This window comes from Microcoleus sp. AT8-A3 (assembly GCF_036705675.1).
GTDB lineage: Bacteria > Cyanobacteriota > Cyanobacteriia > Cyanobacteriales > Microcoleaceae > Microcoleus.
This window is the reverse complement of sequence record NZ_JAUBVD010000080.1, coordinates 1-23,202: the sequence shown is the minus strand read 5'-3', so window position 1 is coordinate 23,202 and position 23,202 is coordinate 1. Positions and strand designations below refer to the sequence as shown.

Here is a 23,202-nt window from a genome sequence, read left to right as displayed (position 1 = left end):
TTTGGACGGGCGGGACGCCCATCCCACTTTCAAGAGTGGAAGTTATTTAATTCTCATTCCTTACGCTGTTGTGGGGAGTAGGGGTTGAGCAGGAACTCCCGCCATCAAGCTTAAATTTAAAGGCAAAATAGCTTATGGGGTAACAACCCAGAATATTTTTGGCCTAAACTGGGTTTTTTGCATAATTTCTCCACAAAAAAGGGAGAAAAGCCGTTTTCTTTTCCCCCAAGTTTTCCTTGTGCCTCAAGCGCGAGCTCAAAACTATTCCAAATTCGAGTCCGGGTAGTGATTGCGAATTTGTTCGGCTTCGGGACAATCGTCAGAAACTAGGGGTTCGCAGTTAGTTCGGGATACCGAAGCCAACTTCTGGGATACAGCTCCAATACTTTCAAGACGCACCATTTCTTCCCAGGAGCTGATTTCGTCTTCTTCGTCGGTTTCGTAGCGCAGCGTGACTAGATCCCCTTCAATATCTAGGATACGAGCGCGCTCTATCCAACGTTGCTGATCTCGAAGAAAAATAGAAACCTCACGACCATCACAACAGAGTTGATAGATTTTGCGCTGTAGCATTTGTCAGTTCTCCTGCGCAGTGTAACTTGCTTAAAATATGGTCTGTTTACCGTAACGTACTTTGGGTTTTACATCGGAAGGCACAGCCGTATGGACTAGCCAGTTTCACGTTTTCCGCAACTTTGGTACCGATGGGAGTTACCAAATTCGATTTTACCACCAAATCTATCCAGTACGCCATTTATCCAATTACAGGTTGTGCAGCCAGTGGCATCTCTCGTGAGAGGCATTTGCCAGCATAGATCCGAGCATTAGGACTTGACTCGGGCGATCGCGATTAACAGCGACAATAACAACAGACTCTGCCTCTAAAATCTCGCTCTGTTTTGCCTCAAGTCCCCCAGAAAGCTATTGTTTCGACGTTTGTTCGATCGCCCGCTAACGCCGTCAAGGCTCAATCTCAAATCTCAAATCTCGAAGGGAAAGCTCTAAAGTGACACTCAAACAGCGACAATAAAAACAGACTCTGCCTCAGATATCTCGCTCTCTTATGTCTCAAGTCCCCCAGAAACAAGAGTGTTTGGAAGTTATTTCTAGCCCCCAGTACCCCCTATGAACTCAATCTAAAATCTCAAATCTAAAATCTCAAATCGATTGTTCGATCGCCCACTAACGCCGTCAAGGCTCAATCTCAAATCTCAAATCTCGAAGCGAAAGCTCTAAAGCGACACTCAAACAGCGACAATAAAAACAGACTCTGCCTCAGATATCTCGCTCTCTTATGCCTCAATTCCCCCAGAAACAAGAGTGTTTGGAGGTTATTTCTAGCCCCCAGTACCCCCTATGAACTCAATCTAAAATCTCAAATCTAAAATCTCAAATCGATTGTTCGATCGCCCACTAACACCGTCAAGGCTCAATCTCAAATCTCAAATCTCGAAGCGAAAGCTCTAAAGCGACACTCAAACAGCGACAATAAAAACAGACTCTGCCTCAGATTTCTCGCTCTCTTTGGCCTCAACTCCCCCAGAAACAAGAGTGTTTGGAGGTGATTTCTAGCCCCCAGTACCCCCTCTTTCCTCAATCTAAAACCTAAAACCTAAAATCTAAAATCTAAAATCTAAAATCTAAAATCGATTGACTGGAGTGTGATAAAAATCACTGACAGCAGGCAGCCCCTAAATGTAGAAAATGGTGGCGGCCAACAACTAGCTTCAAAACGGGCAGCGGAACCTGTGGCGGTTAAGCTAAAAGAATTGCGGTTCGGTTCAACACAAATTGGAGTCATCGCTCGTGCGTATTAAGGAGGCTAATTGATGGTGTACGCAGAAAATTGGTCGCAGCCGTCTATCTTAGAGCTAGCGCGATCGGGCAACTTTCAAGCCCTGAATTACTGGATTGACAGCTTGCTGCGCCCCGAAGGGATTTATGCCCGCGTCGAACAGGCTCAGGCCGGCTGCGTCCAAATCCTCGTAGAATTCCAGCGCGAATTTGCGCCAGATACTACCTTACTGGGGAGCACTATCCGGGAAGGCTTAGTCAAATTTATTTGCCACCAACTCTGGAGACTCAACTCGCCAGCAGTAGAAGGAGTGCGAATTCAGGCGCGCTTGGCGGGGGATGCAGACATTCTCTGGAAACAGTCAGTGCGAATTGTCACTCCGGCAAACCGCCAGCGACGGCGTTACCGTTCCCTACCGATCGTCGATTGGGTTAAATTTAAAACGTATCGTTCTCTGCTGCTAGTGGGATCGGCACTTGCCTCATTTATTTTAGGGTGTTGGGTCAGCTACCACGAGGCTGTGGCCCTGCAGTTAGGCTCTTCAGTATCCGGCTACCAGCAAGGTGCGGTAATTTCGGGGCCGCCTCCAAAACGTGCGGATACGGTGCAAGCAGCCTTAGAAGTGGTACCAGTAGTTCAGCAAAAGCAAGTTGCTAATCCTTACGATCCAACAGTAACGCTGATGTTCGGAGGAAATGTGAATCTATCGGATGCGCTCGGATCATCTGCAGCCAACGATCACCAATGGGCTTTCGCCAATATGGACGAGTATCGGCAAGCAGATGTGGCGATGGTTAACCTAGAAAACTCCCTGACTCGCTCTACATTGGGCTCTGCTAAAAAACAATTAAATTTTAAAGCCGATCCAGAATCGGTGAAAGTATTAACAGCCGGAGGAGTGGATATTGTCAATCTGGCAAATAGCCGCGCTATGGATTACGAGGAACCGGGGCTGGTGGAGACAATGAATACTCTAGATAATAGTGGGATTCAACACCTGGGAGCCGGCAGAGATATTAAAGAAGCCAGGCGTCCAGATATTATTGAAGTTAAGGGTCAGCGGATTGCCTACCTCGGTTATTACGATGCCGAGCTGAACGTCGCTGACCAAGGGAAAGCGGGCATTAACCCCCGCCGCAACAATCGCGTGGCGGAGGATATTCGAGCTCTTAGGAGTCAGGTAGACTGGATTATTGTTAATTACCACTGGGGAGTCGAATTGGCAGATTATCCGGGGGACGGGCAGATTGATTTGGCTCGGTTCACGATCGACCAAGGAGCTGATTTGGTAGTGGGACACCATCCCCAGGTACTGCAAGGTGCAGAAATTTACAATGGCCGCCCGATAGTTTACTCGCTGGGTAATTTTATATTCGGCCCGAATGCTCGCAGGGATTACGATACCGCAGTCCTGAAAGTATCGCTCAAAGACAGGAATATGAAGGTAGAGTTTCTGCCTGTGGAGGTGAAAAATTTTCAGCCGAAGGTGGTCAAGGGAGCCTCAGCCGATCGCATCCTCAAACGCATTGAGCAAATTTCTAGTATTTTCGATCGACCGATGCGATCTTCTGTAGTTCTCGAAGCCCTACTCCAGCCAGGAGCGGCATCAAAAACTCCAAATTCGACCTTGCCAGGAGCAGTAAAGAGCGGTACATACCAGCCGGGGCGAGGTTCCGGGGCCAGCGACGGTGAAAGCAATCAGCAAGGCCCCGGACAACCCAAACCTACTTTGATTTTGCCGGCTTTGCCGGCTGCGCCCCAACAGCCGGACAACTCCTCATTTTTCCCGAACGGGACAGGGCCTGCAATTGAGTCAAATCCGCCTCCGAATCAAAATTTGCCGCCCCGCATCTACCCTACTCAACCTCAAAATCCCAGCCGGGAACCAGAGCCGTTTACAAAAGAGCCATTCATCAAAGAACCGTTTATTTCGCCCCCATCTCCCAATCAAGGATCGGTGCTGAGTCCCCAAAGCTATCTTCCCCCGACTCGGGCTGTATCTTTTGAAGTCGCACTCAAAGGGCACTCGGCCTCCGCGATCGTTCCAGCTACCACCAGCAACGGCTCCAAGCAGCGGATCGCCCTGCCTCCTATAGCTAGGAGCATTGGTTAGCCGGTGGGGGCCGGAGCGAGGATGCAGGGGGAGGATAGGGGCGGTAATGGGTGAACATCAAGATAATAGCGACCAATTATTAACGATCGATTTACTGACAACCAATGATCAATGACCTACTACCGATGAGAAATGTGTTTGCGATCGCGCTCAAGCAAAAGCAGTACAAAACCTATATCCTCTCCGACGAAACCGCTAACTCTACTCTAGAAGTTGTGCCGGAACGGGGCGGTATTGCCACTAGCTGGCTGGTTGAAGGCAAAGAAATCTTCTATTTGGACGCGGAACGGTTCGCCAATCCCGATCTAACTGTACGTGGCGGGATTCCCATCCTGTTTCCCATCTGCAGCAATCTCCCCGACAATACTTACACGCACAAGGGAGTGGAGCGTAAGCTCAAACAGCACGGCTTTGCTCGAGACTTGCCTTGGACAATAGGCGAACAAGTTACGGAGGGTTGCGCCGCTCTGACGCTGATTCTCGACAGCAGCGACAAGACGCTGGCTGTTTATCCGTTTGATTTCCAACTAGCCTTCACTTATCAGATTAAAGGCAATTCTTTGGAAATTTTTCAGCGATACACCAATCTGTCTGACGAACCCATGCCGTTTTCTAGTGGTTTGCACCCCTACTTTTTGGCGACGGACAAATCTCAGCTCCGCTTTGAGATTCCGGGGATGCAGTACAGAGATCAGAACACCCACACCAAGGGTTACTTCACTGGGGTTTTTGACCCGACGCTGGATGAAATTGATGTTTCCTTTGACGAACTCACTGGTCTTGCTGCTACTGTCACTGACGCGGCGACCGGCTTGCGGCTGACCGTCAGTTACAACTCCAGCTACGGGAAGTTGGTTTTCTGGATGGTGAAGGGCAAGGATTTTTACTGTTTGGAACCTTGGACTGCTCCTCGAAATGCCCTCAACACTGGCGAACACTTGATTTATTTGCCCCCCGGCGCGACTTGCGAGATGCTGGTTCGCATGACTGCAAATTTTATTTAAAAAAGACTTGCTATTTCAAATGAGGGGTGCTACTATTAGAAATTGTGTGCGGTAACAATGTTTTCGCGGGTCGCTAGCTCAGCGGTAGAGCATTCGGCTTTTAACCGATTGGTCTCGGGTTCAAATCCCGGGCGACCCATAAAAATTTGTGAGTTAAGAATTTTGAGTTTTGAGCTGAATGCTCGGAACTCAAAATTTTGTTTGTTGAACTTTTTAGTAAATCTGGAAAGATAGTGCGCGATCGGTGGCAAATTGTCTTAAGATTATCGTAAGAATTGAGCTTGTTCAAAATTCACTGCCCAAAAATCACAAATAATTAGGAGGAATATCTATGGCGCTTGTACCTATGCGATTGCTGCTCGACCACGCGGCTGAAAATGGTTACGGCCTACCGGCTTACAACGTCAACAACATGGAGCAAATCCAAGCGATCATGCGCGCTGCTGACGAAACCAACAGCCCCGTGATTCTGCAAGCTTCTCGCGGCGCTCGCTCCTACGCTGGCGAAAATTTCCTGCGCCACTTGATTTTGGCAGCAGTTGAAACCTATCCTCACATTCCCATTTCCATGCACCAAGACCACGGCAATGCCCCCGGCACTTGCTATTCTGCCATGCGCCAAGGTTTCACCAGCGTGATGATGGACGGTTCTCTGGAAGCGGATGCTAAGACTCCCGCTAGCTACGAGTACAATGTTCAAGTTACTCGCGATGTGGTGAATGTTGCTCATTCGATCGGCGTTAGCGTTGAAGGCGAACTGGGTTGTTTGGGTTCTCTGGAAACAGGAATGGGCGAAGCAGAAGACGGCCACGGCTTTGAAGGTGCGCTTTCTCACGATCAGTTGCTGACAGATCCCGAACAAGCTGTTGATTTCGTCGAGCAAACCGGCGTGGATGCTCTAGCAGTCGCTATCGGCACTTCTCACGGCGCTTACAAGTTCACTCGCAAGCCGACTGGCGAAATTTTGGCAATCAGCCGCATTGAAGAAATTCACCGCCGCTTGCCGAATACTCACTTGGTAATGCACGGTTCTTCTTCTGTGCCCCAAGAATTGTTGGAAATCATCAACAGCAACGGCGGCAAAATCCGCGAAACCTACGGCGTACCTGTGGAAGAAATCCAAAAGGGTATCAAGTGCGGCGTTCGCAAGATCAATATCGATACTGACAACCGTTTGGCGATTACCGCTGCGGTGCGCGAAGCTTTGTTTGCGAAGCCCGATGAGTTTGACCCCCGCCACTTCTTGAAGCCGTCGATCAAGTATATGCAGAAGGTTTGTAGCGATCGCTATAATTCTTTCGGTTGCGCCGGTCACGGTACAAAGATTAAGCAAGTATCTTTGGACGACTTTGCAGCTAAGTATGCTAAGGGCGAATTGAGTTCCTCTGCTAAGAAGACTGTAGCTGTTTAAGAATTTTAGGTTTTAGATTTTAGTTTTGTCTGAAGTCTAAAGTTAGGATTGCCGGGTAGCTTTGAAGTTGCCCGGTTTTTGTTTGTGCGATTTTATGTATAGCAGTAGTTGATTATTCCCTCGATCGGCGGTTGAAACAGATCCTACACAAACTTTCGTCCCTCTCTCAGAGACTAAAGAATCAACGGGGTATTACGGTGACAAAGCAGGGCGCACAACGCGAATCAGTTTACCTTCCAAAGGTTCTGCGGCTACGATCGCGGTGTGGATTCGGTTAGCCAGTGCTTCTTAATTGCGATCGTTCGTACAGGCGATAATGCCAGCATGAAGGGGGTGTATGCGGTGCAGCCGAAAGAAATATTTACGGTTTTCGGTAATGACGACCGGTTTTTCGCTAGTAGCAAAAGCTAAAACATCCGGGTTAGGAATTTTCTGATATCATGTCCGATCAATTAACCATAATATCCCGGTCGGGGCGGGTTTTTGAGATGGTCAATTATTTGCCGCTATTGTTGGTGAACCCGCCCCTACAAAAATCGCGATCGCTCGACCGGACATGATATGATTCGCTCTGCCTGCTTCTTGGACAGTCAAAACATCATGTCCTAAAGCTCTCAGTAATTCTACAACAGGATAGGGGTATTGCTCATCGGCATAGAGACGTGCCATCGGCTACAAATCCTCGTCTATCACTTCATTGTTTTCCCGAATTTCTGTTTCAATTTCATCGGGAAAGGCTTCAGCATAGGCCCAAGCGTTAGCAATATCAGTAGCAGATAGCGATCGATAGCTTGTGAGTAAATCAGCTTCGCTGTAGCCAATGCGACGAGCTTCTACAAGTCCCCAAACGGTGATGCGAGTGCCAGCAATGCAGGCACTCCCGCCACAAACATCAGGCGTTTTTTCAATACCGCGCCAAGGAGTGATTTTACCTTGAGTGAGGAGTTGAACGACTTGAGCTTTTTCGTCGTCAGAGAGTGCCAGCAGTTGAGGCTCTAATTCTTTCAGCGTCATGACAAACAATGGAATTGCGATTACTGATTATTCTATCGAATTTATTCTATTCAGTCCGCGATCGCACGGGTGGTCATCACCTTGGTTTGATGGACGAAAATAATGCCTCCAAGCCTTTAATATAGCAACTGCCCGTGTTAGGACAGGTTATATTTTTATAATAAACCCCAATTTGTAGGGGCGGGTTCACCAACCATTTATGAAACCCACAAACAACCTCATAAACCCGCCCTCATCCGCCATTGTTTACATCAACATTTTACCAATAAATTAATCGTACATTTTTATTGTTGGTGGGCGGGGGCGGGTTTATAATATTATTCATTTTGAGCGTGAATGGTTGGCGAACCCGCCCCTACAGAATTTTGGGATGTTTTTTATGAATTAGGAAGCGTCATGTGGCGATCTATAAGATTGTCGAGCTTTATTTAGGGATTTTCGATGTATCCGCACCCTACCACTATGTACCTAAATTACACTGCACGGGCGATCGCATATTGCCTCAGTACAGGTGAAATCGTGTAAAAATTTGCTTGTTGTTCAATCAAGCAGCGCCGCGATAGAGATTGCAGCGCATTTGGTAAATCTGAAGCCGGAATTATCTCATTTTCTAGCAATTTTGCCCGGTTGATTGGCTGGCTTTCTTTGGCTAACAAGGAGATTACTTGTTTTTCCAGTTCCGATAGGCGATCGAACTGCTGCTGTAAAACATCTTTCAAATCTTCTGGCAACAATATCGTATCATTTGGTAATAACTCTGTCACGCCTCCACCCAAGTCTTGAATCAGATTCGCCACGCTTTTTAACCATAGGGGGTTGCCTTGGTAACGATGAATGAGTGCTTCACTGTTGTCGCTTTCTTCTAACCCATAATCTCTGAGTATTTCCCGTCCGGCGGCGATGCCTAGACCTTGGATTTGTAAGGTGCGAATGGAAGTATTTTGGTTTTTAACTTGAGTCACTTCTCTCGGTTGTTCCCAACCGATTAACATCAAGCAGCTTTGATGGGATAATTTTTCTATTTGTTTGAATAAGGAGCGATATTCTTCGGCTTGTGGTTGATATTTTCCTGCCAATTCGCCGCTACAGAAAAGGTTGTGAACGTCATCTAAGACGATTAAACAGCGATGGTTTTGTAAATACTTAATCAGTGGTAAGCGTTTTTGGTTTGTTGGGGATAAATCTTGTTTTTCGGAATGGGAAAAAAGCTGTATTAGGTTAGATTGAAATTTATCTATGGTGGGGAATTCGTCTAGTGTGTACCAAACTGCGTACTCAAACTCGTTTTTAATTTGTTGTACGAGTTGTACTGCTAGGGTGGTTTTGCCGATACCGCTGATGCCGGTGAGGGTGATGAGGCGACAGCGTTGTTGTAGAATCCATGTGGTGAGGGTGTGGAGTTCGGGGGTGCGATCGAAGAAATCACCTAACTCTGGCATTTCGCTTAAATCTTGATGTAGAGTTTTGGTTTGTTTTGGGTTAGATGTTTCCTGATTTGGTGGGTTTGAGTTTGGGATCTTTGGCGGGTGTCTAGCTTCTCCACAGATGTTAACGCTGTTAATTTGCACCGATTCTTCTTGTGCAACGTTTGAATATATTGAAACTTCCAACCTCTCCATTGCCGATCTAAAATTTGTTTTATTAACATCTTCTCCCAACTCTTCTGAAAGTATCTGCCATAATTCCGATCCGATTTCCCTGATGCGACTTTCAGAACAGTTAAAATCTTTTGCTATTTCTTTGTATGTCTCGCGTTGTAGAGTTCCCCGCAGTACGGCTGCTTGTAAATCGTCAAGGTGCTGACCTGTTTTCTCAAAAACTATGCGATCGGCGACATTTAACATTTCTTTAAGATTCATCTGGCAGGGAGATGCGAGAGTTTTATGTATTATTGTAGCTCATAACTGCCAACATTTTCGTACATTTTCGTACATTGTTGTACAAACTTAGATTAAAGTTAAAGTAAAAGCGAGGGAGAATTGGCGGCAAAATAGAACATTTTTGGGCTAGACAAACCTTGAATTTATTAAGGATAATGGAACAAGTATTAAAAGGATAAATTGATTTATGAATTGGGAAAATTTTGCCAGCAAAGCAGGTGAAGAAGTTGTAGAAAATGTTGTAGAAAAAACTCTGGGAATTAATGGAAATACAGTCAAAACAGTCAAAGCGGTTGCAGAAACTGGTGCTGCGGTAGGTGCGGCTGCCAGTGCTGCTACAGGGTTGACTGTTGCAGCAACTTCAGGAGCAGGAATTACTTCGGGTTTAGCTGCAGCAGGTGGTGTGGTTGGTGGTGGTATGGCGGCGGCTCCTGCGGTATTAGCAGCAGGCCCAGCTTATCTTGGGGCAAAAATAATGAATGAAACTTTGTTCAAAGAGCAATCGAACTTGTCTGAGGAAGAGAATGATGCTCGTGCAGCGGCAAGAACAGCTACAAACATTGGGGCTGCTGCTGGTCTAGTTGGTGCTGGTGCTGTAACGGTAGCTGGCGGTGCTTCTGGTGCTGCAATTATGGGCACCCTTGCTGGTATCGGTGGCGTTGTCGGGGGAGGCGCAATTGCTGGTACTGCCATAGTTGCGGCTGCACCTGTTGCTGCGGCGGCTGCTGTTGGATACGGAATATATAAACTGTTTGGAGGTAAAGGGTAAAGATAGTTAGTTCAGTTTGAATTGGTAGGTTGGGTTTCCTGTTGCAACCCAACCTTCATCAGCGTTTAGTCTGGCTTTAGTATTTCCTCGCACCTCGCAGCAAATATCAGAAAACTGCCAGCGATTGAAAAGGTAAGCTTGGCTATCTATATGCAGCCAATATTACAGCGTTGGGTTATAGGTTCTGTTTCGTAGCTTTGGAGTATACGGATGTTTGGTTGGCTATCTGAACTATTTAATTGGTTTTTCAGACTATGGAATCGGTTGGATGATAAAACGAAAGGTAAAATTATAGAGGAAGTTGTCAAGTCATTTGAAAAGCTGCTTCGTTCTTTTTATGGTTCGTGGAAAAATCGGCATACCAAGTGAGAATAAGTGATGAGTAATTTTAAGGAAGTTATGGATGAGATTGAGCAATCACCTACTCAATCAGTGATGAGTAATTTTAAGCAATTTATGGATGAGATTCAGCAATCACCTACTCAATCACTGCCAGAATCTGATTTAACTCTTCCATCCCTTCAAAGGGCTTTAACAGCAGGAACTTTCCTTATGTTGACGCCATTCTCATTTTCCAATAATGAAAAGCAAAAATTCTCAGAAGAGGTGTCGAGCTTAATTCAGAATGAATCTTTTTTATCTGACTTGAGCAATCAAATTGGTGAACCTTTGGAGCAGGAATCTGAAGATGACTTCGTGAAACGCGGTAGCAATAGGTTAAGAAAGATGCTTTATGATAGATTTGGCATCAAAGGTTGAATGGATATAATGTTCAGGCCTGTCGAAGTAGTCGCAGCATAACTTAGTCCGATCGCCCCACCAAGCATATTCTATTAACCCTCGTGTTACCCAACTTCTTTTTCCACTTACAATCTTATCCATTTCCACAATTTTAAAGTGCGATGTTTGCACACAGGGCGTGAAGCGTAGCTATCCAGTAGGGAATCGCCCCAGCAAAAAAAAGGGATCTCGCCTACAAAAATATAAAATATTGCCTAACTGAGTGTTTGTAGCACCGAATTACCTGTAAGGTTGGCATCAACTGTAGCTAATATTAACCCATAATAAATAGCTGTGGCCGCAATAAATCGGTCTCCGGGGTCTTGATGGGGTAGTGCAATCTCGCGACTTAAAATGGCAATGGAGTGATTCATTTGGGCTTCACGAGTTTCCAGAGTTTTTAAAGCTAAGTTAACCCATGTAACCGGATCTGGCTGTAAAGATATCCTTCCTTTTTCTGCAAGGATGAGCGTCTCCCAAATGCTAATTGGACTCAGCCAAAGTTCAGTATTAGGATCGGCGATCGCCGTTTGAAGTTGAAGCGATAGGCGTTGATCGCCGAGTAAATACCAAAGCCAAATGTGGGTATCGAGTAAAAGTTTCATTCTAAAACTTCCCATAGTTCGGCGACAGGAGCAATTAAATCTCCTAATATTTCACCGCTTCCTTTCATTGTGCCAAACACGGGGCGTGGGGTTTGGGTAGTGGCAGGATAGATAATCACTAATGGTTTCCCTTCATGGATGATGGTGAGGGGGGTTTTGGTACGTTCGACCTCTATAAGTAGAGTCTGGAGGGTTTGAGGTAATTCAGTCGTGGTAATTTGTGCCATTTGCTGACTTTTCCCAATCTTATTCTATTTCTACTATGATAATGCGAGGATTAGACGGAAAGCGATGCTTGAGTGAAAAAAGTGCGATCGCCCCTCGCACCAAATACCAAACACTGCGATGATTGTACAGCTAGTGATCGCACATAATCATCATCCCTAATGTGCGATCGACCTCCCGCATCAATTCTCCACAAAGCATCCGGCTGAAATTCGTTATCTGCGTCCAAGCGCACAGTAGCATTCTCGCCCAATTCCACCCCAGCCAACGTATAATTTGATTGTGTGGTTCGCCGTGACTTCTGAATCTTACCGATAAGGCCACATAAAATATTTTTTCAATCTATTCAGTTAGCGATAAAAATTCAAGCAAACATAGCATCGGGGGGGCGAGCTTTGCCGCACTAAACTCGCTCCTAATATCAAATTATAACTAAATCCGCCCCTTAAACCTTCTGCTTCTTCCTTCGCGTCTTCGCGGTTCGTTTCTAACACAAATACTCAATCCAAGCCGGCAAAACCTCCGGCGAACCGTACCACTTCCCCGGAGAACGAGGCGAATGCCAAACCCCCTCCAACACCAGATTTTCGGCCCCATCCAAAACAGCAGCTTCCACCGGCGTAATTCCATCTCCCCAAGTTTCGCCCTTCCCCACAGTCAACTCGTAACTTTTATAAGCCAGCCAAGTCCCAAAACCGCGCTTGCCAAAAACAGCCTTCCCAGCAGCGCACACGTAGCGCACCTGCGGGTGAAAAGCCCCCGGATAATGAATTTTGACAAAATCTAGATTTTTGCGCGTCCAGCGCTCTTGAGAGACGTGCGGCGTGCCTAAAGTGATTAAAGTATTCACATAAGGGTGAGCTTCCCACAAACCCGCGTCCTCAAGCACGTCGCCGTGAATCGTGTAAGGCTTTTCGCCCAAATAGATGCGAGAAATCCAGCCGCCGGCGGAATGACCAAGAATTTCTTGATGGTACCCGCCACGCGATCGATCCGTGGAATCAATCCAAAATCTCAAATCTCAAATCCTCAAGCCCCCGAATTGATCCGTGGGGTCAATCTAAAATCTAAAATCTAAAATCTAAAATCGAATGACCGACGAGATTGATCTGCGGAACGCCGTATTGCTGTAACATTTGTTTGACCGTGCGATCGAGCTGTCGCAAAATTGGCACCATCGACCGCCCGCCAAAAGTCGGCAACCAATCTCCCTTGCCCAGAGGCACTGTTACTGTTGGGAAACCTCGATCGACCAGAGACTTTTCTAATTCCCGATAGTCGGAAGCAGCAGCAAAATATCCTGGTAAAATCACGGTTGGTAATGGCATGGTCAATTTTAGATTTTAGATTTTAGATTTTGCGGTCGGAGTGCTACGATCTGTTTTTCAAGTTAAAAGACACTTGCCGAAGCATCCTTTGGATTGCTAACATCTGCCACTCGTTAAACCTTTTGCTTAGGGAATATCTACTTCTATGGCTCGCGAGCCGATTCAAACATGGTATTTTACCCTAGTTGTCGTTCACTTAGAAGACCGTTTTCTACTGGTACAAGAGCGCAAGTACGAGCAGCAGTGGTATCTCCCAGCAGGGCGAGTGGAAAAAGGGGAAACTTTGCTCGAAGCTGCTATGCGTAATACCTTTGAGGAAGCGGGCATTTCCATCATCGTTGAGGGAATTCTCCGGGTAGAGCACACAGTGATGCCTAGGGGCAATGTGCGCCTCCGAGTCATTTTTGTGGCTCGTCCACAAGATAAGACGCCGCCCAAGAGTAAGCCGGATGAGCATACTTTGTGCGCGGGCTGGTATTCTCTCAAGGAATTAGACCAGTTGTCGTTGCGGGGAGAGGAAGTTCGGGAAATGTTTCAATATATGGCAAGCGGCGCTCCAATTTATCCCATCGACTTGCTCACCATCGAGGGAGCTCCTTTTAAAAATTACCGCTATCGCTGGTGAATCCATAGATTTTGGATTTGGGATTTGGGATTTTGGATTGAATAATTACTTCCACGGATGAATCCGGTTGTGTAACCGAATTGGAAACAGGGGTCGATCGAACGGATCGATCGTGTTTAATAAATTAGTGGCGCTCCAGAACCCGAAAAAAGACGGTATAGCAGCGGTGCAGTCTGTTTTTTCCATCGCCCCAGTCCCGCCCGCCTGACGCCTGCTGACCATTCTCAACAATACCTGAGAAACCGCGTAGAGGATTGGGTCAAAGGCATTAGGCAAGAAAAACAATGGTTTCAGCGATTAACAACGTCCTCACCCGATTGGCGGTTGTTATACCAGCGTGGAACCAGCCCAAAAACCCGGTTTCTAGGCTTGAGTGCTTGATGTGAGGGTCGCGAAATCTCAATAAAAGTCGATCGGGCAATTTCGATACCGACAGTGCTACAATTATACCTTTGAATTCCCAACCTCTCCTCATTAAAAATTAAAACGAATTCACACTCAATCACAACCACAACAATATAAATTACCCATCGCCCAATCACTCAATCTCCCAATCCCCCAATCCCCCAATCCCCCAATCACTCAATTTCCCAATCCCCCAATCTCCCAATCCCCCAATCCCCCAATCCCCCAATCCCCCAATCCCCCAATCCCCCAATCCCCCAATCTAAAATCTAAAATCGAACAATCCCCCAATCCCCCAATCTAAAATCTAAAATCTAAAATCGAACAATCCCCCAATCTAAAATCTAAAATCTAAAATCGAACAATCCCCCAATCTAAAATCTAAAATCTAAAATCTAAAATTTAAATGACTGACTCTTCCTCCCTAGCCAACACCCTTTCCGAACCGCTGCGCCAGCCTTTTTGGTGGGCAGCCCTAGCTTCTGTGGGCCTGCACGGAGTCCTCGGAGCAACCGCCCCGACGCTCTCAAACATACTTTATGGTGGAAATTCCTCAAAAAATATCCCCGGTTCTGTCGGCTTAGTAGAACTAACTCCCGCAGAAGTCAGCCGCCTGCCACAAACCATACCACCGAAACCGTCTAATACGCGATTTACGCCATTTACGATCGCACCAGTTCCCCTTCCACCAGCGCCCAAGTTAGCCCCACCCTTGCCCCCCGCACCTGATACCATCAACTTGCCCGCCATGCCGCCGGGAATGCCCCCTCCTGGATTCTTTTCCCCTCTCCCTCCTTCCCCTCTCCCGCCCTTCACGGCCCCAACAGCCCCGCCACCTCCCACAACTCCATCCCCAATAGTCAGAGCCCCCTCCCAGCCAATACCCACTTTCGTCCCACCCGTACCTCCTAGCGGTTTCCTTTTCCCACCTTTACCTGGTAATTTCGATCGCAATATCCCGCCACCACCATCGCTGAATGAAGCGCCCCAGATTCCCGGCGGCGGCTCGGAAGATGAAGCAGAAGCGCTCAAAAGGATTATAGCCAGTAGAGGCGGACTGCCACTATTTCCAGACGGAGCTCCAGTCTTTACCCCGGAATTCCCAATTGGCAGGAATGTGGGACCCGATGGAGTACCAAAATTGACTCAAAAAGATCCCAATAAAAGGACTCTCATCGCAGAAACTCAGTCCGGTCAACCGGGTTCAAACTTACCCACCGACAGAGAGACACTGCTGGCGGCTGGAGAGACCTATGTTGCTTTGTTTGAGAAATTCAAAAAGGCTTATCCTGACTTGGAAATGACAGGCCCGACTCCTGTGCCTGTGCCTTATCCCGTAACAGCTTGCTCACAAAAACTCCAAGGAAGAGCAGTTTTTGGAGCAGTTGTCAGCCCTCAAGGCTTGCTCAAGGCCGAGCCACAGCCGATCGTCCCCACGGGTTACGGTATTCTCGATAATGCGGCTAAAATTGCGATTATTAGCCCTTCTCTAACATTTGAAGCAGCCAGCACGCACAAGCTTTACCAACTGGATGTCGAGTTTAAGTACGACGAAAAAGTTTGTAGTGGCATTCCTGTCACCCCAACCAGGCCCAACCCACCAGGCCAGCAGCAGCCCGCGCCCGCGCCGACAGCGCCCAGCAGACCAACAGGCCAGCCGCCATCCCCAGCGCCTACTGAAGTGAAACCGCAGTTCGAGAAGCCGCCTGCCCCCTCAAACAAACCGCAGCCAGGGGCCCAACCGTCGCCGCCCGCACCCAAGCCAGGGGCTCAACCGTCGCCCTCGCCTGAACCGAAACCAGCCGCGGAACAGTCGCCTTCTCCTCAACCGCAACCCGCCGAAGAGTCCCCGCAGCCCGAAGCCGCACCATCTCCTGCCGCCGAAGAGTCTCCGCAGCCGGAAGCTGCACCATCTCCTGCCGCCGAAGAGTCTCCGCAGCCGGAAGCTGCACCATCTCCTGCCCCGGAAGTGTCGCCGTCACCGTCGCCGGAAGCAGCGCCATCTCCTGCTGCCGAAGTGTCGCCGTCACCATCGCCGGAAGCAGCGCCATCTCCTGCGGCTACCGAAAATTAATTGGGCATCGCTAATTGGCAATCGGTATTGTAAAACTTCGTTGAGTTTATAAGCAATTATAAACAATAGTAGTTAGTAGTTAGTAGGGTGCGTCAGCTTGAATATTTGTAGCTTCTCAAACGAATTTCTACTTGCTGACGCACCCTACTTTATCAACTAAGAACGAAGTTGTTTTTCGTCCGCCTGACCAGGCTGGGGACGATTGAACTTTTGACTACAAAGCTAATTACCTATTCCCCTTAATCTCTCAATTGTATTGAACTTTATACATTTGAAATAAGTCACCACTTTGCTTTTTTACTACCTTAGCGCCTGCAGCTTTAATCATTTTTTCCCAATCTTCTATTGTCTCTAAAAATACTTCGCCGGCTCGATAAGTTTCCAAAATTGCCCAATCTTCTGCTAAAGGAGCATTGGGGTTGAGGACATCAAAAACAAAATGACCGCCCGGTTTTAGTACCCGCTTTACTTCTCCCATGACAATATTCCAATAGTCTATGGGATAGTAACAGCTAAAGCCTGTAGCGAGGCATAAATCGAACTGAGCCTCTTCGTAATTTAACTGGTGAGCGGGGGCCCATTCTACGCCTTTGAACAGCTTAGAATTGAGCTGAGGGCCGCGAGCGTTTAAGGCGTCTCGCGCTGCGCTGCTGATTTCTTGACCATAAAAATAGGCTTCCCAATCCCGCCAAGGGTAGATGAGAAAGCTGACTCCGCAGCCAATGTCTAAACAGCGCTGATTTTTTTGAGGTTTGGCAATTTTCCAGAAGGGAGAAACTGTTTTTGCTTGGAGAGTTCCTGCGACTGATTCCAGGAAAATCGGCATTGCTTCGACTTCTTCGGGTAAGGCGAAAGCTTCTCCTCGGTATTCGCGATCGAACCGGGCAGCAACCTGCGATAGTAAAACTTGCCAGCTATCTGATTTGCCTTTGGCAAACCAAGTTTGCTCGCTTGTACTTGCTGGGCGTTCGGACTTTTTAGACATTCTTGAATTACCTTTTAGAAGCTTTGAGAGCTTTTGTAAAGTTTTGGCGGTAAGGCTTATTAAAAATTAACGCGGGCCAGAGCAGCGAGAGCTTAAGGCGATTTGCAAAACTTCGATCGAAGTTAGTGCGATCGAACCCATTCCAAAATTTCCAAATACCGCCACCGTAAGCGATCAGCAATGCCAAGCTAATTAACGTACTCATTTAAAAAACCCCTAAGCAATGGATAGGATTTTGGGTCAGCTAGTCAAAGCGCTACCCTTAATCTATCATTTATCAGACGCCAAGGCACACCGATAGCTGTAGTAATTCCACCTTCCGAAAGAGACTGCAAAATCCCCGCTGGCCACAAACTTAAAAATAACACCCCCGAAATAGCTTTCACCGAGCAAGCAAGAAGGGACTTCTGGTAAAAGTCGATCGTTCTGAGGACTTATAAGATTGAATAAGTGAAGAATTAAAGAATTGGGAAGGAATGATGAGATAAGGGTTTCGAGTACGGGCCTACAGTTGCATTCTTTTTTTTAACTGGTATCACCCAAGATCCCCTACAAATCCGAGTTCGACCGGGGGAGTGGTGCGATGCCGCAAGTTCTAATTCGGTTGAAATCGGTTGCTGTTGGGGGACGGCCTGGCCGAACGGGATTTACCAGACGTGTCACTACTCGAAGATAATTAACTAAGAACTGATAGCTCGCGGCCGACGAATTACAGCAGGCAAACTTTTTCTAGCGGACAATAGCGGTAGAGAGCTTTTTAAGCAAGGAGGATTTTATGCGTGCAGTGCTGATGGCTGGGGGATCGGGAACTAGGCTCAGACCCCTGACGTGCGATTTGCCCAAACCGATGGTGCCGATTCTGAATCGCCCGATCGCAGAACACATTATTAATTTGCTAAAAAGGCATCAGATTACGGAAATTATTGCGACGCTGCACTACCTTCCCGATGTCATGCGCGAATATTTTACTGACGGGGCAGAGTTTGGCGTTCAAATGACTTACGCTGTGGAGGAAGACCAACCGCTGGGTACGGCTGGTTGCGTCAAAAATATTGCTGAATTGCTCGATCGCACTTTTTTGGTCATCAGCGGCGACAGCATCACAGACTTCGACTTAACCGCAGCAATCAAATTTCACCGTAGCCAGCAATCCAAAGCCACGTTAATTTTAACTCGCGTTCCCAACCCGATGGAATTCGGGGTCGTGATTACCGAGGAAAATTACCGCATCAGTCGCTTTCTGGAAAAGCCTTCTAGCAGCGAAATTTTCTCCGATACTATCAATACCGGCATTTATATTTTAGAACCCGAAGTCTTGGATTACCTGCCGGTAAATCAGGAGTGCGACTTCTCGAAAGACTTGTTTCCCCTGCTACTGGAAAAAAACGAGCCGATGTACGGCTACATCGCCGAGGGTTACTGGTGCGATGTCGGCCAGCTAGATGTTTACCGGGAATCTCAGTACGACGCGCTGCGGGCCAAGGTCAAACTGGATTTGAGCTACTACAACGAAGTTCGATCGGGACTTTGGGTAGGTCAGAATACTTTTATTGACGATAGCGCGATCGTCGAAGTACCGGCGATGATCGGCAACAATTGCCGAATTGGAGCCAGAGTTAAAATCGATGCAGGTACTGTGATCGGAGATAACGTGACTGTGGGGGCCGACGCTAATCTCAAACGTCCCATCGTCTGGAACGGAGCAATTGTCGGTGAAGACGCTCATCTTAGGGCCTGCGTGATTTGCCGGAGTACCCGCGTAGACAGGCGCGCTCACGTCCTCGAAGGTGCTGTCGTCGGTTCAATGTCCATCGTGGGAGAAGAAGCACAAGTGGGGCCGAGCGTGCGCGTCTGGCCGAGCAAAAATATTGAATCCGGCGCTCTGTTAAATCAAAATTTAATTTGGGGAGAACAAGCTAAGCGGAATTTGTTCGGTCAGCGTGGCGTTCAAGGACTGGCAAATGTGGATGTTACCCCGGAATTTGCAGTGAAATTGGGCGCGGCTTATGGCTCGACTTTGAAACCGGGGACTGCGGTATCGGTTTCTCGTGACCAGCGGAGCATTTCGCGGATGGTTTCGAGGTCTTTGATTGCGGGTTTGATGTCGGTGGGAATTAATGTGATCAATTTGGAATCGACGGCAATTCCGATCGCGCGCACGGTTTCGTCTACGATATCAATTGCTGGCGGCATTCATGTTCGCATTTCGCCCGATCGCTCCGACCACATTTTAATTGAATTCTTCGATATCAAAGGCATCAATATTACAAAAGGAGCTGAGAAAAAAATCGAGGGGGCTTATTTTAAGGAAGATTTGCGGCGAGCTCTAATTCCCGAAATTGGAGAGATGACGTACTTTAACCAAGCTCTCGATGTTTACAACCGCATTTTTGAGCGGCAGATGAATGTTGAGGCAATACGCTACAGCAATTCTAAGGTGGTAATCGATTACGTTTACGCGGTTTCTGGAGCAATTCTGCCCCAAATGCTTGCCAAGTTCGGCTGCGATGCGGTGGTTCTCAATGCCAGTCTCAAACAGACTTCTCTAAGCAACGGGGAACGGGAATATTTGCTCGACCAACTCGGCCGGGTGGTGAAAGCACTCAGCGCTAATTTTGGAGTGCAGGTATCGGCTAACGGCGAACAGCTCATTTTGGTAGATGAGTCTGGGATAGCGATTCGTGGGGAAATGCTGACGGCGTTGATGGTAAATTTGATGCTGACTTCTCATCCCAAAGGTACAGTAGTAGTGCCGGTTCATGCGTCTTCTGCGGTGGAGGCGATCGCCCGACGCTATCAAAGCAAGGTAATCCGCACGAAGGCGAACCCAACTGCTTTGATGGAAGCCGCTAACAGGAACCCGAATGTGGTTTTGGGCGGCAGCGGCCTTATGGGTTTTATTTTCCCGCAGTTGCATCCCGGATTTGACGGAATGTTCTGCATTGCTAAAGTGATAGAAATGATGACGATTCAGGAGCGATCGCTCGGACAGATCAAGGCGGAACTTCCCCGCATCACCCACCGCAGTTACAGCGTCCGCTGTCCTTGGACTATCAAGGGTTCGCTGATGCGACATTTAGTAGAAACTCATTCGCCCGATCGTTTAGAATTATTAGATGGAGTGAAGATTTTTAACTACAGCGACGACAATTGGGTATTAGTTTTACCCGATGCTAGTGAACCGACCGTTCATATCTTCGCCAACAGTGAGGATCGAGATTGGGTATCTGAAACGTTGAAGGAGTACCGCGCCCTCGTTCACGATTTTGTCAGTCAAGCCGAGGCGGCAGTTCTCCAAGATAAATTTGGTAACGTGTAATCGGGAATTGGGCATTGGCCAAACAGGGCATTGGCAATGGGAAATTGGTAATGCAAAAGTAAAAAAATAAAATGCGTTATTTTAAGTTTTACCTTTTTACTTGAAAGTTCATGCCCAATTCCCAATCCCGAAGTCCCTGCGCGGGCCAATTCCCAATTCCCGATGCCCAATTCCCGATGCCCAATTACGTACAGATAACAGGTCACTAACCCCACCCTAAAAGGGATGGGGCTTGAAAGAGGGAGCAACACCCGCTTCTTAATTCAAGACTAAAACAGTGTCTAGCCTGCGTCTTCAAGACAAACTGAGCCATCTGGGAGTGGTATCCCAACTGACGTTAAGAATACCTCCCTAGTTTTTAACCGCTCGGATGTGCCAGTGGCGAAGGGAAATACAAACCTAGAAATAGGACTTACCGTAAATGTTTGTTCCAGTCTTAGATAGCGAAAACAGACCCTTAATGCCGACAACTCCAAGCAGGGCAAAGCGTTGGATTAAGTCTGGCAAGGCGACACCATTTTGGAAAAAAGGAGTGTTTTGCGTTCGACTCAACATAGAACCATCCAACACGCACCGCCAACCAATTGCAGTTGGTATCGATCCCGGATCGAAGCGAGAAGCGTTTACGGTTAAATCCAAAGCGCATACTTATCTCAACATTCAAACCCATGCTGTTGATTGGGTGAAAGACCATGTTGAGATCAGGCGAAATATGCGGCGCGCCAGGCGTTTTCGCAACACGCCATGCCGCAAAAACCGAGCCAACCGACTGGTCAACAAATATCGACTGCCTCCATCAACTAAGGCGAGGTGGCAGTGGAAATTAAGGATAACTAAATGGCTGACTTTGATGTTCCCAATATCAACTTTCGTTGTAGAAGATATCAAAGCCCGAACCTGGAAAAACGCACGCAAGTGGAATGTATCGTTTAGTCCGCTAGGAGTAGGCAAGCAATGGTTCTATGCAGAGCTTGAGAAAATCGCTCGTGTTGAAACTAAGACGGGCAAGGATACTTATGAATTACGTCAATTGAGTGAACTCCTTAAGTCAAAGCAGAAGCTATCAAACAAATTTGAGGCACACTGCGTTGATTCTTGGGTGCTAGCTAACTGGTGCGTTGGGGGGCATTTTAAACCCGATAACACTGCATTGATAGAAGTAATTCCTCTTGAGTTTCACAGACGCCAGTTACACCGATTGCAACACGCTCCGGGTCACATCCGTTCGAGGTATGGCGGCACTTTGAGTGCGGGATTCAAACGCGGTTCAATCGTCAAACACCGAAAGTATGGGTTTTGCTACGTAGGTGGCCCGCAAGAGTCGCCTACGAAGAAAGACCCAACTCGGAAAACAATTAGTTTGCACAGCTTAGGTACTGGCAAACGGTTGTGTCAAAATGCGTTGTCTGCGGATTGTAAGTTTTTGTCTTACAACTCGTGGCGCATTGCAAATTAATTGTAAAGCCGTCCTAGAAGGACGGGGTTTCACACCCATTTTTCTTATGAATAGCTGCATTTTGATGGCGGAAATAACTCAACAACCGCAACTCCGTTATACTCCTGAAAATCAAGTTCCAATCGCTGAAATGCTGGTGCAGTTTCCCGGCCCAAAACCTGAAGATCCGCCCGAACGTTTGAAGGTGATAGGATGGGGCAATTTGGCTCAAGAAATTCACGATAAATATCGCGAGGGCGATCGCGTGATTATTGAAGGTCGGCTGGGAATGAATACGATCGAAATAGATGGTATCAAAGAAAAGCGCGCTGAACTGACAGCTCAAAGGATTTACAGTGTAGGCGCCGATGCCATGAGTTCGGCTCCTCCAACTAGAACCGCCCCCGAACCGGCTCAAATTCGCGACACCGCCCCGGCTAATGTGCCGAGCAATGTAGTACCTTTAGGATCGCGGAACCGCAGTTCAAACAGCGCTCCAAGCGGCCCTAACCGCACCTCTAGTTCGGATTGGAACTCGCATCAGTCTTCAAATTCTGAGTCCGATCGCCAGTCGGGTTCGTCTAACGAACCGGAAAATCCCGATTACGATCCGATTCCATTTTAAAAATTAGGGTGCATCACTTTACAACTCGACTGTTGGATCGAAAGTGAGGCACCTTAATTTAAGAGCGATTCCCTACGGGATAGCTTCGCACGCGCGTACTTCAGGAAAAAAAGGCGATCCTCTTCGAGGGCTGCGCTAACGAATTTGGCCCAACTACGAGCTAAATTGCAAATTTTACAGCTTGATCGTCACAACTTTTTTCTTGCTTTTTTCGTCGCGCAGCACGACGGTATTGTAGGGTGATGTATCCGTCCCCAGCGGAATTGGCAGCTTAAAGCTGCTGCTCTTATGCTTAACTTCGCCTAAATCAATGCTTTTCGTTATATTGCCATCTGTTGCCAGATAAGCGCTAAGTTCGCCTTTATAATCTTCAATCAAAAAGTCTCTGAAGAAAAGGACTTCCCCAGGACCATCGACATCGATAGCAAGGATGACCGTACCGCTAAACGTTGCGCCTTTTTCTTCTTCATCAACCGTCGCCATTTTAATTTCCGAGGGGTCTTGACCGGACATATCTGGCATAAATTTTTTCTCCTGAACAGAGCGCAATAATTAACAAGAAGCTTACCTGATGCTAGGGGCGATCGCAAAACTCTTAGGACGTATTTCTGCATCTGTCTTGCTTCTGTCTGAGGTTAGAGAAGCCCGCGATCGCGCATTATACCCCCAAGTCTCGCAAACACCGCCGCGCTAATTCGATTCGATATTTAGCATCCTTACTCTGGAGTTTTTAAGGAGCGCGAATTAAATAACTTACAATTTTAATTGTTATTGTGGGATGGGCGTCCCGCCCGTCATGAGTGGACGGGC

20 protein-coding genes, 1 tRNA gene and 2 pseudogenes are annotated in these 23,202 nt (G+C 47.4%); 12 read left to right on the top strand and 11 right to left on the bottom strand.

Annotation, left to right across the window (positions count from 1 at the left end; translation table 11 throughout):
• Nucleotides 1–261: 261 nt before the first annotated feature.
• Nucleotides 262–573: a DUF6679 family protein gene (locus tag QUB51_RS27825; protein WP_006633466.1), complete on the bottom strand. Its 312-nt coding sequence runs from the start codon at nucleotides 571–573 to the stop codon at nucleotides 262–264.
• Nucleotides 574–1,661: 1,088 nt separating this feature from the next.
• On the opposite strand from QUB51_RS27825, the gene QUB51_RS27820 reads away from it, so the two are divergent.
• The 5 genes from QUB51_RS27820 to fba all read left to right on the top strand — a co-directional run bounded on the left by QUB51_RS27820 (nucleotide 1,662) and on the right by fba (nucleotide 6,323).
• A complete protein-coding gene (locus QUB51_RS27820; protein ID WP_333053957.1) occupies nucleotides 1,662–1,817 on the top strand; it encodes a hypothetical protein in 156 nt (51 codons plus the stop codon).
• 12 nt (nucleotides 1,818–1,829) lie between these two features.
• A complete protein-coding gene (locus tag QUB51_RS27815) occupies nucleotides 1,830–3,908 on the top strand; it encodes a CapA family protein (protein ID WP_333053955.1) in 2,079 nt (692 codons plus the stop codon).
• A 134-nt stretch (nucleotides 3,909–4,042) separates the two neighbouring features.
• Nucleotides 4,043–4,912 (top strand): aldose epimerase family protein, encoded by an 870-nt coding sequence (locus tag QUB51_RS27810; RefSeq protein WP_445243075.1) that lies wholly within the window; start codon nucleotides 4,043–4,045, stop codon nucleotides 4,910–4,912.
• Nucleotides 4,913–4,979: 67 nt separating this feature from the next.
• Nucleotides 4,980–5,051 (top strand) — tRNA-Lys (locus tag QUB51_RS27805).
• A 192-nt stretch (nucleotides 5,052–5,243) separates the two neighbouring features.
• The gene (gene fba, locus QUB51_RS27800; RefSeq protein ID WP_006633469.1) at nucleotides 5,244–6,323 is read left to right on the top strand and encodes a class II fructose-bisphosphate aldolase; all 1,080 of its coding nucleotides are present in this window, start codon (nucleotides 5,244–5,246) and stop codon (nucleotides 6,321–6,323) included.
• Between the two features lie 288 nt (nucleotides 6,324–6,611).
• Here the strand turns inward: fba and QUB51_RS27795 are convergent.
• The 3 genes and pseudogenes from QUB51_RS27795 to QUB51_RS27785 form a co-directional block, all read right to left on the bottom strand.
• Nucleotides 6,612–6,992: pseudogene (locus QUB51_RS27795) on the bottom strand (DUF5615 family PIN-like protein).
• Between the two features lie 3 nt (nucleotides 6,993–6,995).
• Complete coding sequence (locus QUB51_RS27790) at nucleotides 6,996–7,337, bottom strand: DUF433 domain-containing protein (protein WP_333210926.1); 342 nt, start codon at nucleotides 7,335–7,337, stop codon at nucleotides 6,996–6,998.
• Between the two features lie 473 nt (nucleotides 7,338–7,810).
• Complete coding sequence (locus QUB51_RS27785; protein WP_333210924.1) at nucleotides 7,811–9,196, bottom strand: NB-ARC domain-containing protein; 1,386 nt, start codon at nucleotides 9,194–9,196, stop codon at nucleotides 7,811–7,813.
• A 208-nt stretch (nucleotides 9,197–9,404) separates the two neighbouring features.
• On the opposite strand from QUB51_RS27785, the gene QUB51_RS27780 reads away from it, so the two are divergent.
• Nucleotides 9,405–9,986: an RNA polymerase subunit sigma-24 gene (locus QUB51_RS27780; RefSeq protein ID WP_333210922.1), complete on the top strand. Its 582-nt coding sequence runs from the start codon at nucleotides 9,405–9,407 to the stop codon at nucleotides 9,984–9,986.
• 378 nt (nucleotides 9,987–10,364) lie between these two features.
• Nucleotides 10,365–10,745: a hypothetical protein gene (locus tag QUB51_RS27775; protein ID WP_333210921.1), complete on the top strand. Its 381-nt coding sequence runs from the start codon at nucleotides 10,365–10,367 to the stop codon at nucleotides 10,743–10,745.
• A 236-nt stretch (nucleotides 10,746–10,981) separates the two neighbouring features.
• Here QUB51_RS27775 and QUB51_RS27770 read toward each other — a convergent pair whose 3' ends face one another.
• From QUB51_RS27770 to QUB51_RS30510, 4 genes and pseudogenes are all read right to left on the bottom strand, one after another.
• Complete coding sequence (locus QUB51_RS27770) at nucleotides 10,982–11,371, bottom strand: PIN domain-containing protein (RefSeq protein WP_333053938.1); 390 nt, start codon at nucleotides 11,369–11,371, stop codon at nucleotides 10,982–10,984.
• Nucleotides 11,368–11,598, bottom strand: coding sequence for a type II toxin-antitoxin system Phd/YefM family antitoxin (locus QUB51_RS27765; RefSeq protein WP_333053935.1), 231 nt, complete (start codon nucleotides 11,596–11,598; stop codon nucleotides 11,368–11,370). The genes QUB51_RS27770 and QUB51_RS27765 overlap by 4 nt, the downstream gene beginning before the upstream one ends.
• Before the next feature lie 50 nt (nucleotides 11,599–11,648).
• Nucleotides 11,649–11,864: a hypothetical protein gene (locus QUB51_RS27760; protein ID WP_333053934.1), complete on the bottom strand. Its 216-nt coding sequence runs from the start codon at nucleotides 11,862–11,864 to the stop codon at nucleotides 11,649–11,651.
• 219 nt (nucleotides 11,865–12,083) lie between these two features.
• Nucleotides 12,084–12,924, bottom strand: a pseudogene (locus QUB51_RS30510) (esterase/lipase family protein).
• A gap of 145 nt (nucleotides 12,925–13,069) precedes the next feature.
• Here QUB51_RS30510 and QUB51_RS27745 point away from each other — a divergent pair.
• Both QUB51_RS27745 and QUB51_RS27740 read left to right on the top strand, forming a co-directional pair.
• Entirely contained in the window at nucleotides 13,070–13,549 is a 480-nt protein-coding gene (locus QUB51_RS27745; RefSeq protein WP_333053933.1) for an NUDIX domain-containing protein, read from the top strand.
• Nucleotides 13,550–14,360: 811 nt separating this feature from the next.
• Complete coding sequence (locus tag QUB51_RS27740) at nucleotides 14,361–16,028, top strand: hypothetical protein (protein WP_333274741.1); 1,668 nt, start codon at nucleotides 14,361–14,363, stop codon at nucleotides 16,026–16,028.
• A 247-nt stretch (nucleotides 16,029–16,275) separates the two neighbouring features.
• Here QUB51_RS27740 and QUB51_RS27735 read toward each other — a convergent pair whose 3' ends face one another.
• Entirely contained in the window at nucleotides 16,276–17,013 is a 738-nt protein-coding gene (locus QUB51_RS27735; protein ID WP_333053930.1) for a class I SAM-dependent methyltransferase, read from the bottom strand.
• 7 nt (nucleotides 17,014–17,020) lie between these two features.
• The gene (locus tag QUB51_RS27730; protein ID WP_333030091.1) at nucleotides 17,021–17,218 is read right to left on the bottom strand and encodes a hypothetical protein; all 198 of its coding nucleotides are present in this window, start codon (nucleotides 17,216–17,218) and stop codon (nucleotides 17,021–17,023) included.
• Between the two features lie 570 nt (nucleotides 17,219–17,788).
• Between QUB51_RS27730 and QUB51_RS27725 the strand changes: the two genes are divergently transcribed.
• The 3 genes from QUB51_RS27725 to QUB51_RS27715 all read left to right on the top strand — a co-directional run bounded on the left by QUB51_RS27725 (nucleotide 17,789) and on the right by QUB51_RS27715 (nucleotide 22,392).
• Nucleotides 17,789–20,332 (top strand): mannose-1-phosphate guanyltransferase, encoded by a 2,544-nt coding sequence (locus tag QUB51_RS27725; protein ID WP_333053928.1) that lies wholly within the window; start codon nucleotides 17,789–17,791, stop codon nucleotides 20,330–20,332.
• A 421-nt stretch (nucleotides 20,333–20,753) separates the two neighbouring features.
• On the top strand, nucleotides 20,754–21,788 hold the full coding sequence (locus tag QUB51_RS27720) for an RRXRR domain-containing protein (RefSeq protein WP_333262925.1): 1,035 nt from the start codon (nucleotides 20,754–20,756) through the stop codon (nucleotides 21,786–21,788).
• Between the two features lie 46 nt (nucleotides 21,789–21,834).
• Nucleotides 21,835–22,392 carry a single-stranded DNA-binding protein gene (locus QUB51_RS27715; protein WP_333053924.1) on the top strand — a complete coding sequence of 186 codons (558 nt, stop codon included), beginning with the start codon at nucleotides 21,835–21,837 and terminating at the stop codon, nucleotides 22,390–22,392.
• Between the two features lie 174 nt (nucleotides 22,393–22,566).
• Here the strand turns inward: QUB51_RS27715 and QUB51_RS27710 are convergent, their stop codons facing one another.
• The gene (locus QUB51_RS27710) at nucleotides 22,567–22,914 is read right to left on the bottom strand and encodes a hypothetical protein (protein ID WP_333262928.1); all 348 of its coding nucleotides are present in this window, start codon (nucleotides 22,912–22,914) and stop codon (nucleotides 22,567–22,569) included.
• Nucleotides 22,915–23,202: the final 288 nt, after the last annotated feature.

Bases quoted from the DNA above. Each gene is read 5' to 3' on its own strand.
- QUB51_RS27815 (WP_333053955.1), top strand. From the start codon at position 1,830: ATGGTGTACGCAGAAAATTGGTCGCAGCCGTCTATCTTAGAGCTAGCG.
- QUB51_RS27725 (WP_333053928.1), top strand. From the start codon at position 17,789: ATGCGTGCAGTGCTGATGGCTGGGGGATCGGGAACTAGGCTCAGACCC.
- QUB51_RS27790 (WP_333210926.1), bottom strand. From the start codon at position 7,337: ATGACGCTGAAAGAATTAGAGCCTCAACTGCTGGCACTCTCTGACGAC.
- QUB51_RS27765 (WP_333053935.1), bottom strand. From the start codon at position 11,598: ATGGCACAAATTACCACGACTGAATTACCTCAAACCCTCCAGACTCTA.
- QUB51_RS27745 (WP_333053933.1), top strand. From the start codon at position 13,070: ATGGCTCGCGAGCCGATTCAAACATGGTATTTTACCCTAGTTGTCGTT.
- QUB51_RS27720 (WP_333262925.1), top strand. From the start codon at position 20,754: ATGTTTGTTCCAGTCTTAGATAGCGAAAACAGACCCTTAATGCCGACA.
- QUB51_RS27735 (WP_333053930.1), bottom strand. From the start codon at position 17,013: ATGTCTAAAAAGTCCGAACGCCCAGCAAGTACAAGCGAGCAAACTTGG.
- QUB51_RS27730 (WP_333030091.1), bottom strand. From the start codon at position 17,218: ATGAGTACGTTAATTAGCTTGGCATTGCTGATCGCTTACGGTGGCGGT.
- QUB51_RS27715 (WP_333053924.1), top strand. From the start codon at position 21,835: ATGAATAGCTGCATTTTGATGGCGGAAATAACTCAACAACCGCAACTC.
- QUB51_RS27775 (WP_333210921.1), top strand. From the start codon at position 10,365: ATGAGTAATTTTAAGGAAGTTATGGATGAGATTGAGCAATCACCTACT.
- fba (WP_006633469.1), top strand. From the start codon at position 5,244: ATGGCGCTTGTACCTATGCGATTGCTGCTCGACCACGCGGCTGAAAAT.
- QUB51_RS27740 (WP_333274741.1), top strand. From the start codon at position 14,361: ATGACTGACTCTTCCTCCCTAGCCAACACCCTTTCCGAACCGCTGCGC.
- QUB51_RS27785 (WP_333210924.1), bottom strand. From the start codon at position 9,196: ATGAATCTTAAAGAAATGTTAAATGTCGCCGATCGCATAGTTTTTGAG.
- QUB51_RS27710 (WP_333262928.1), bottom strand. From the start codon at position 22,914: ATGCCAGATATGTCCGGTCAAGACCCCTCGGAAATTAAAATGGCGACG.
- QUB51_RS27780 (WP_333210922.1), top strand. From the start codon at position 9,405: ATGAATTGGGAAAATTTTGCCAGCAAAGCAGGTGAAGAAGTTGTAGAA.
- QUB51_RS27770 (WP_333053938.1), bottom strand. From the start codon at position 11,371: ATGAAACTTTTACTCGATACCCACATTTGGCTTTGGTATTTACTCGGC.
- QUB51_RS27825 (WP_006633466.1), bottom strand. From the start codon at position 573: ATGCTACAGCGCAAAATCTATCAACTCTGTTGTGATGGTCGTGAGGTT.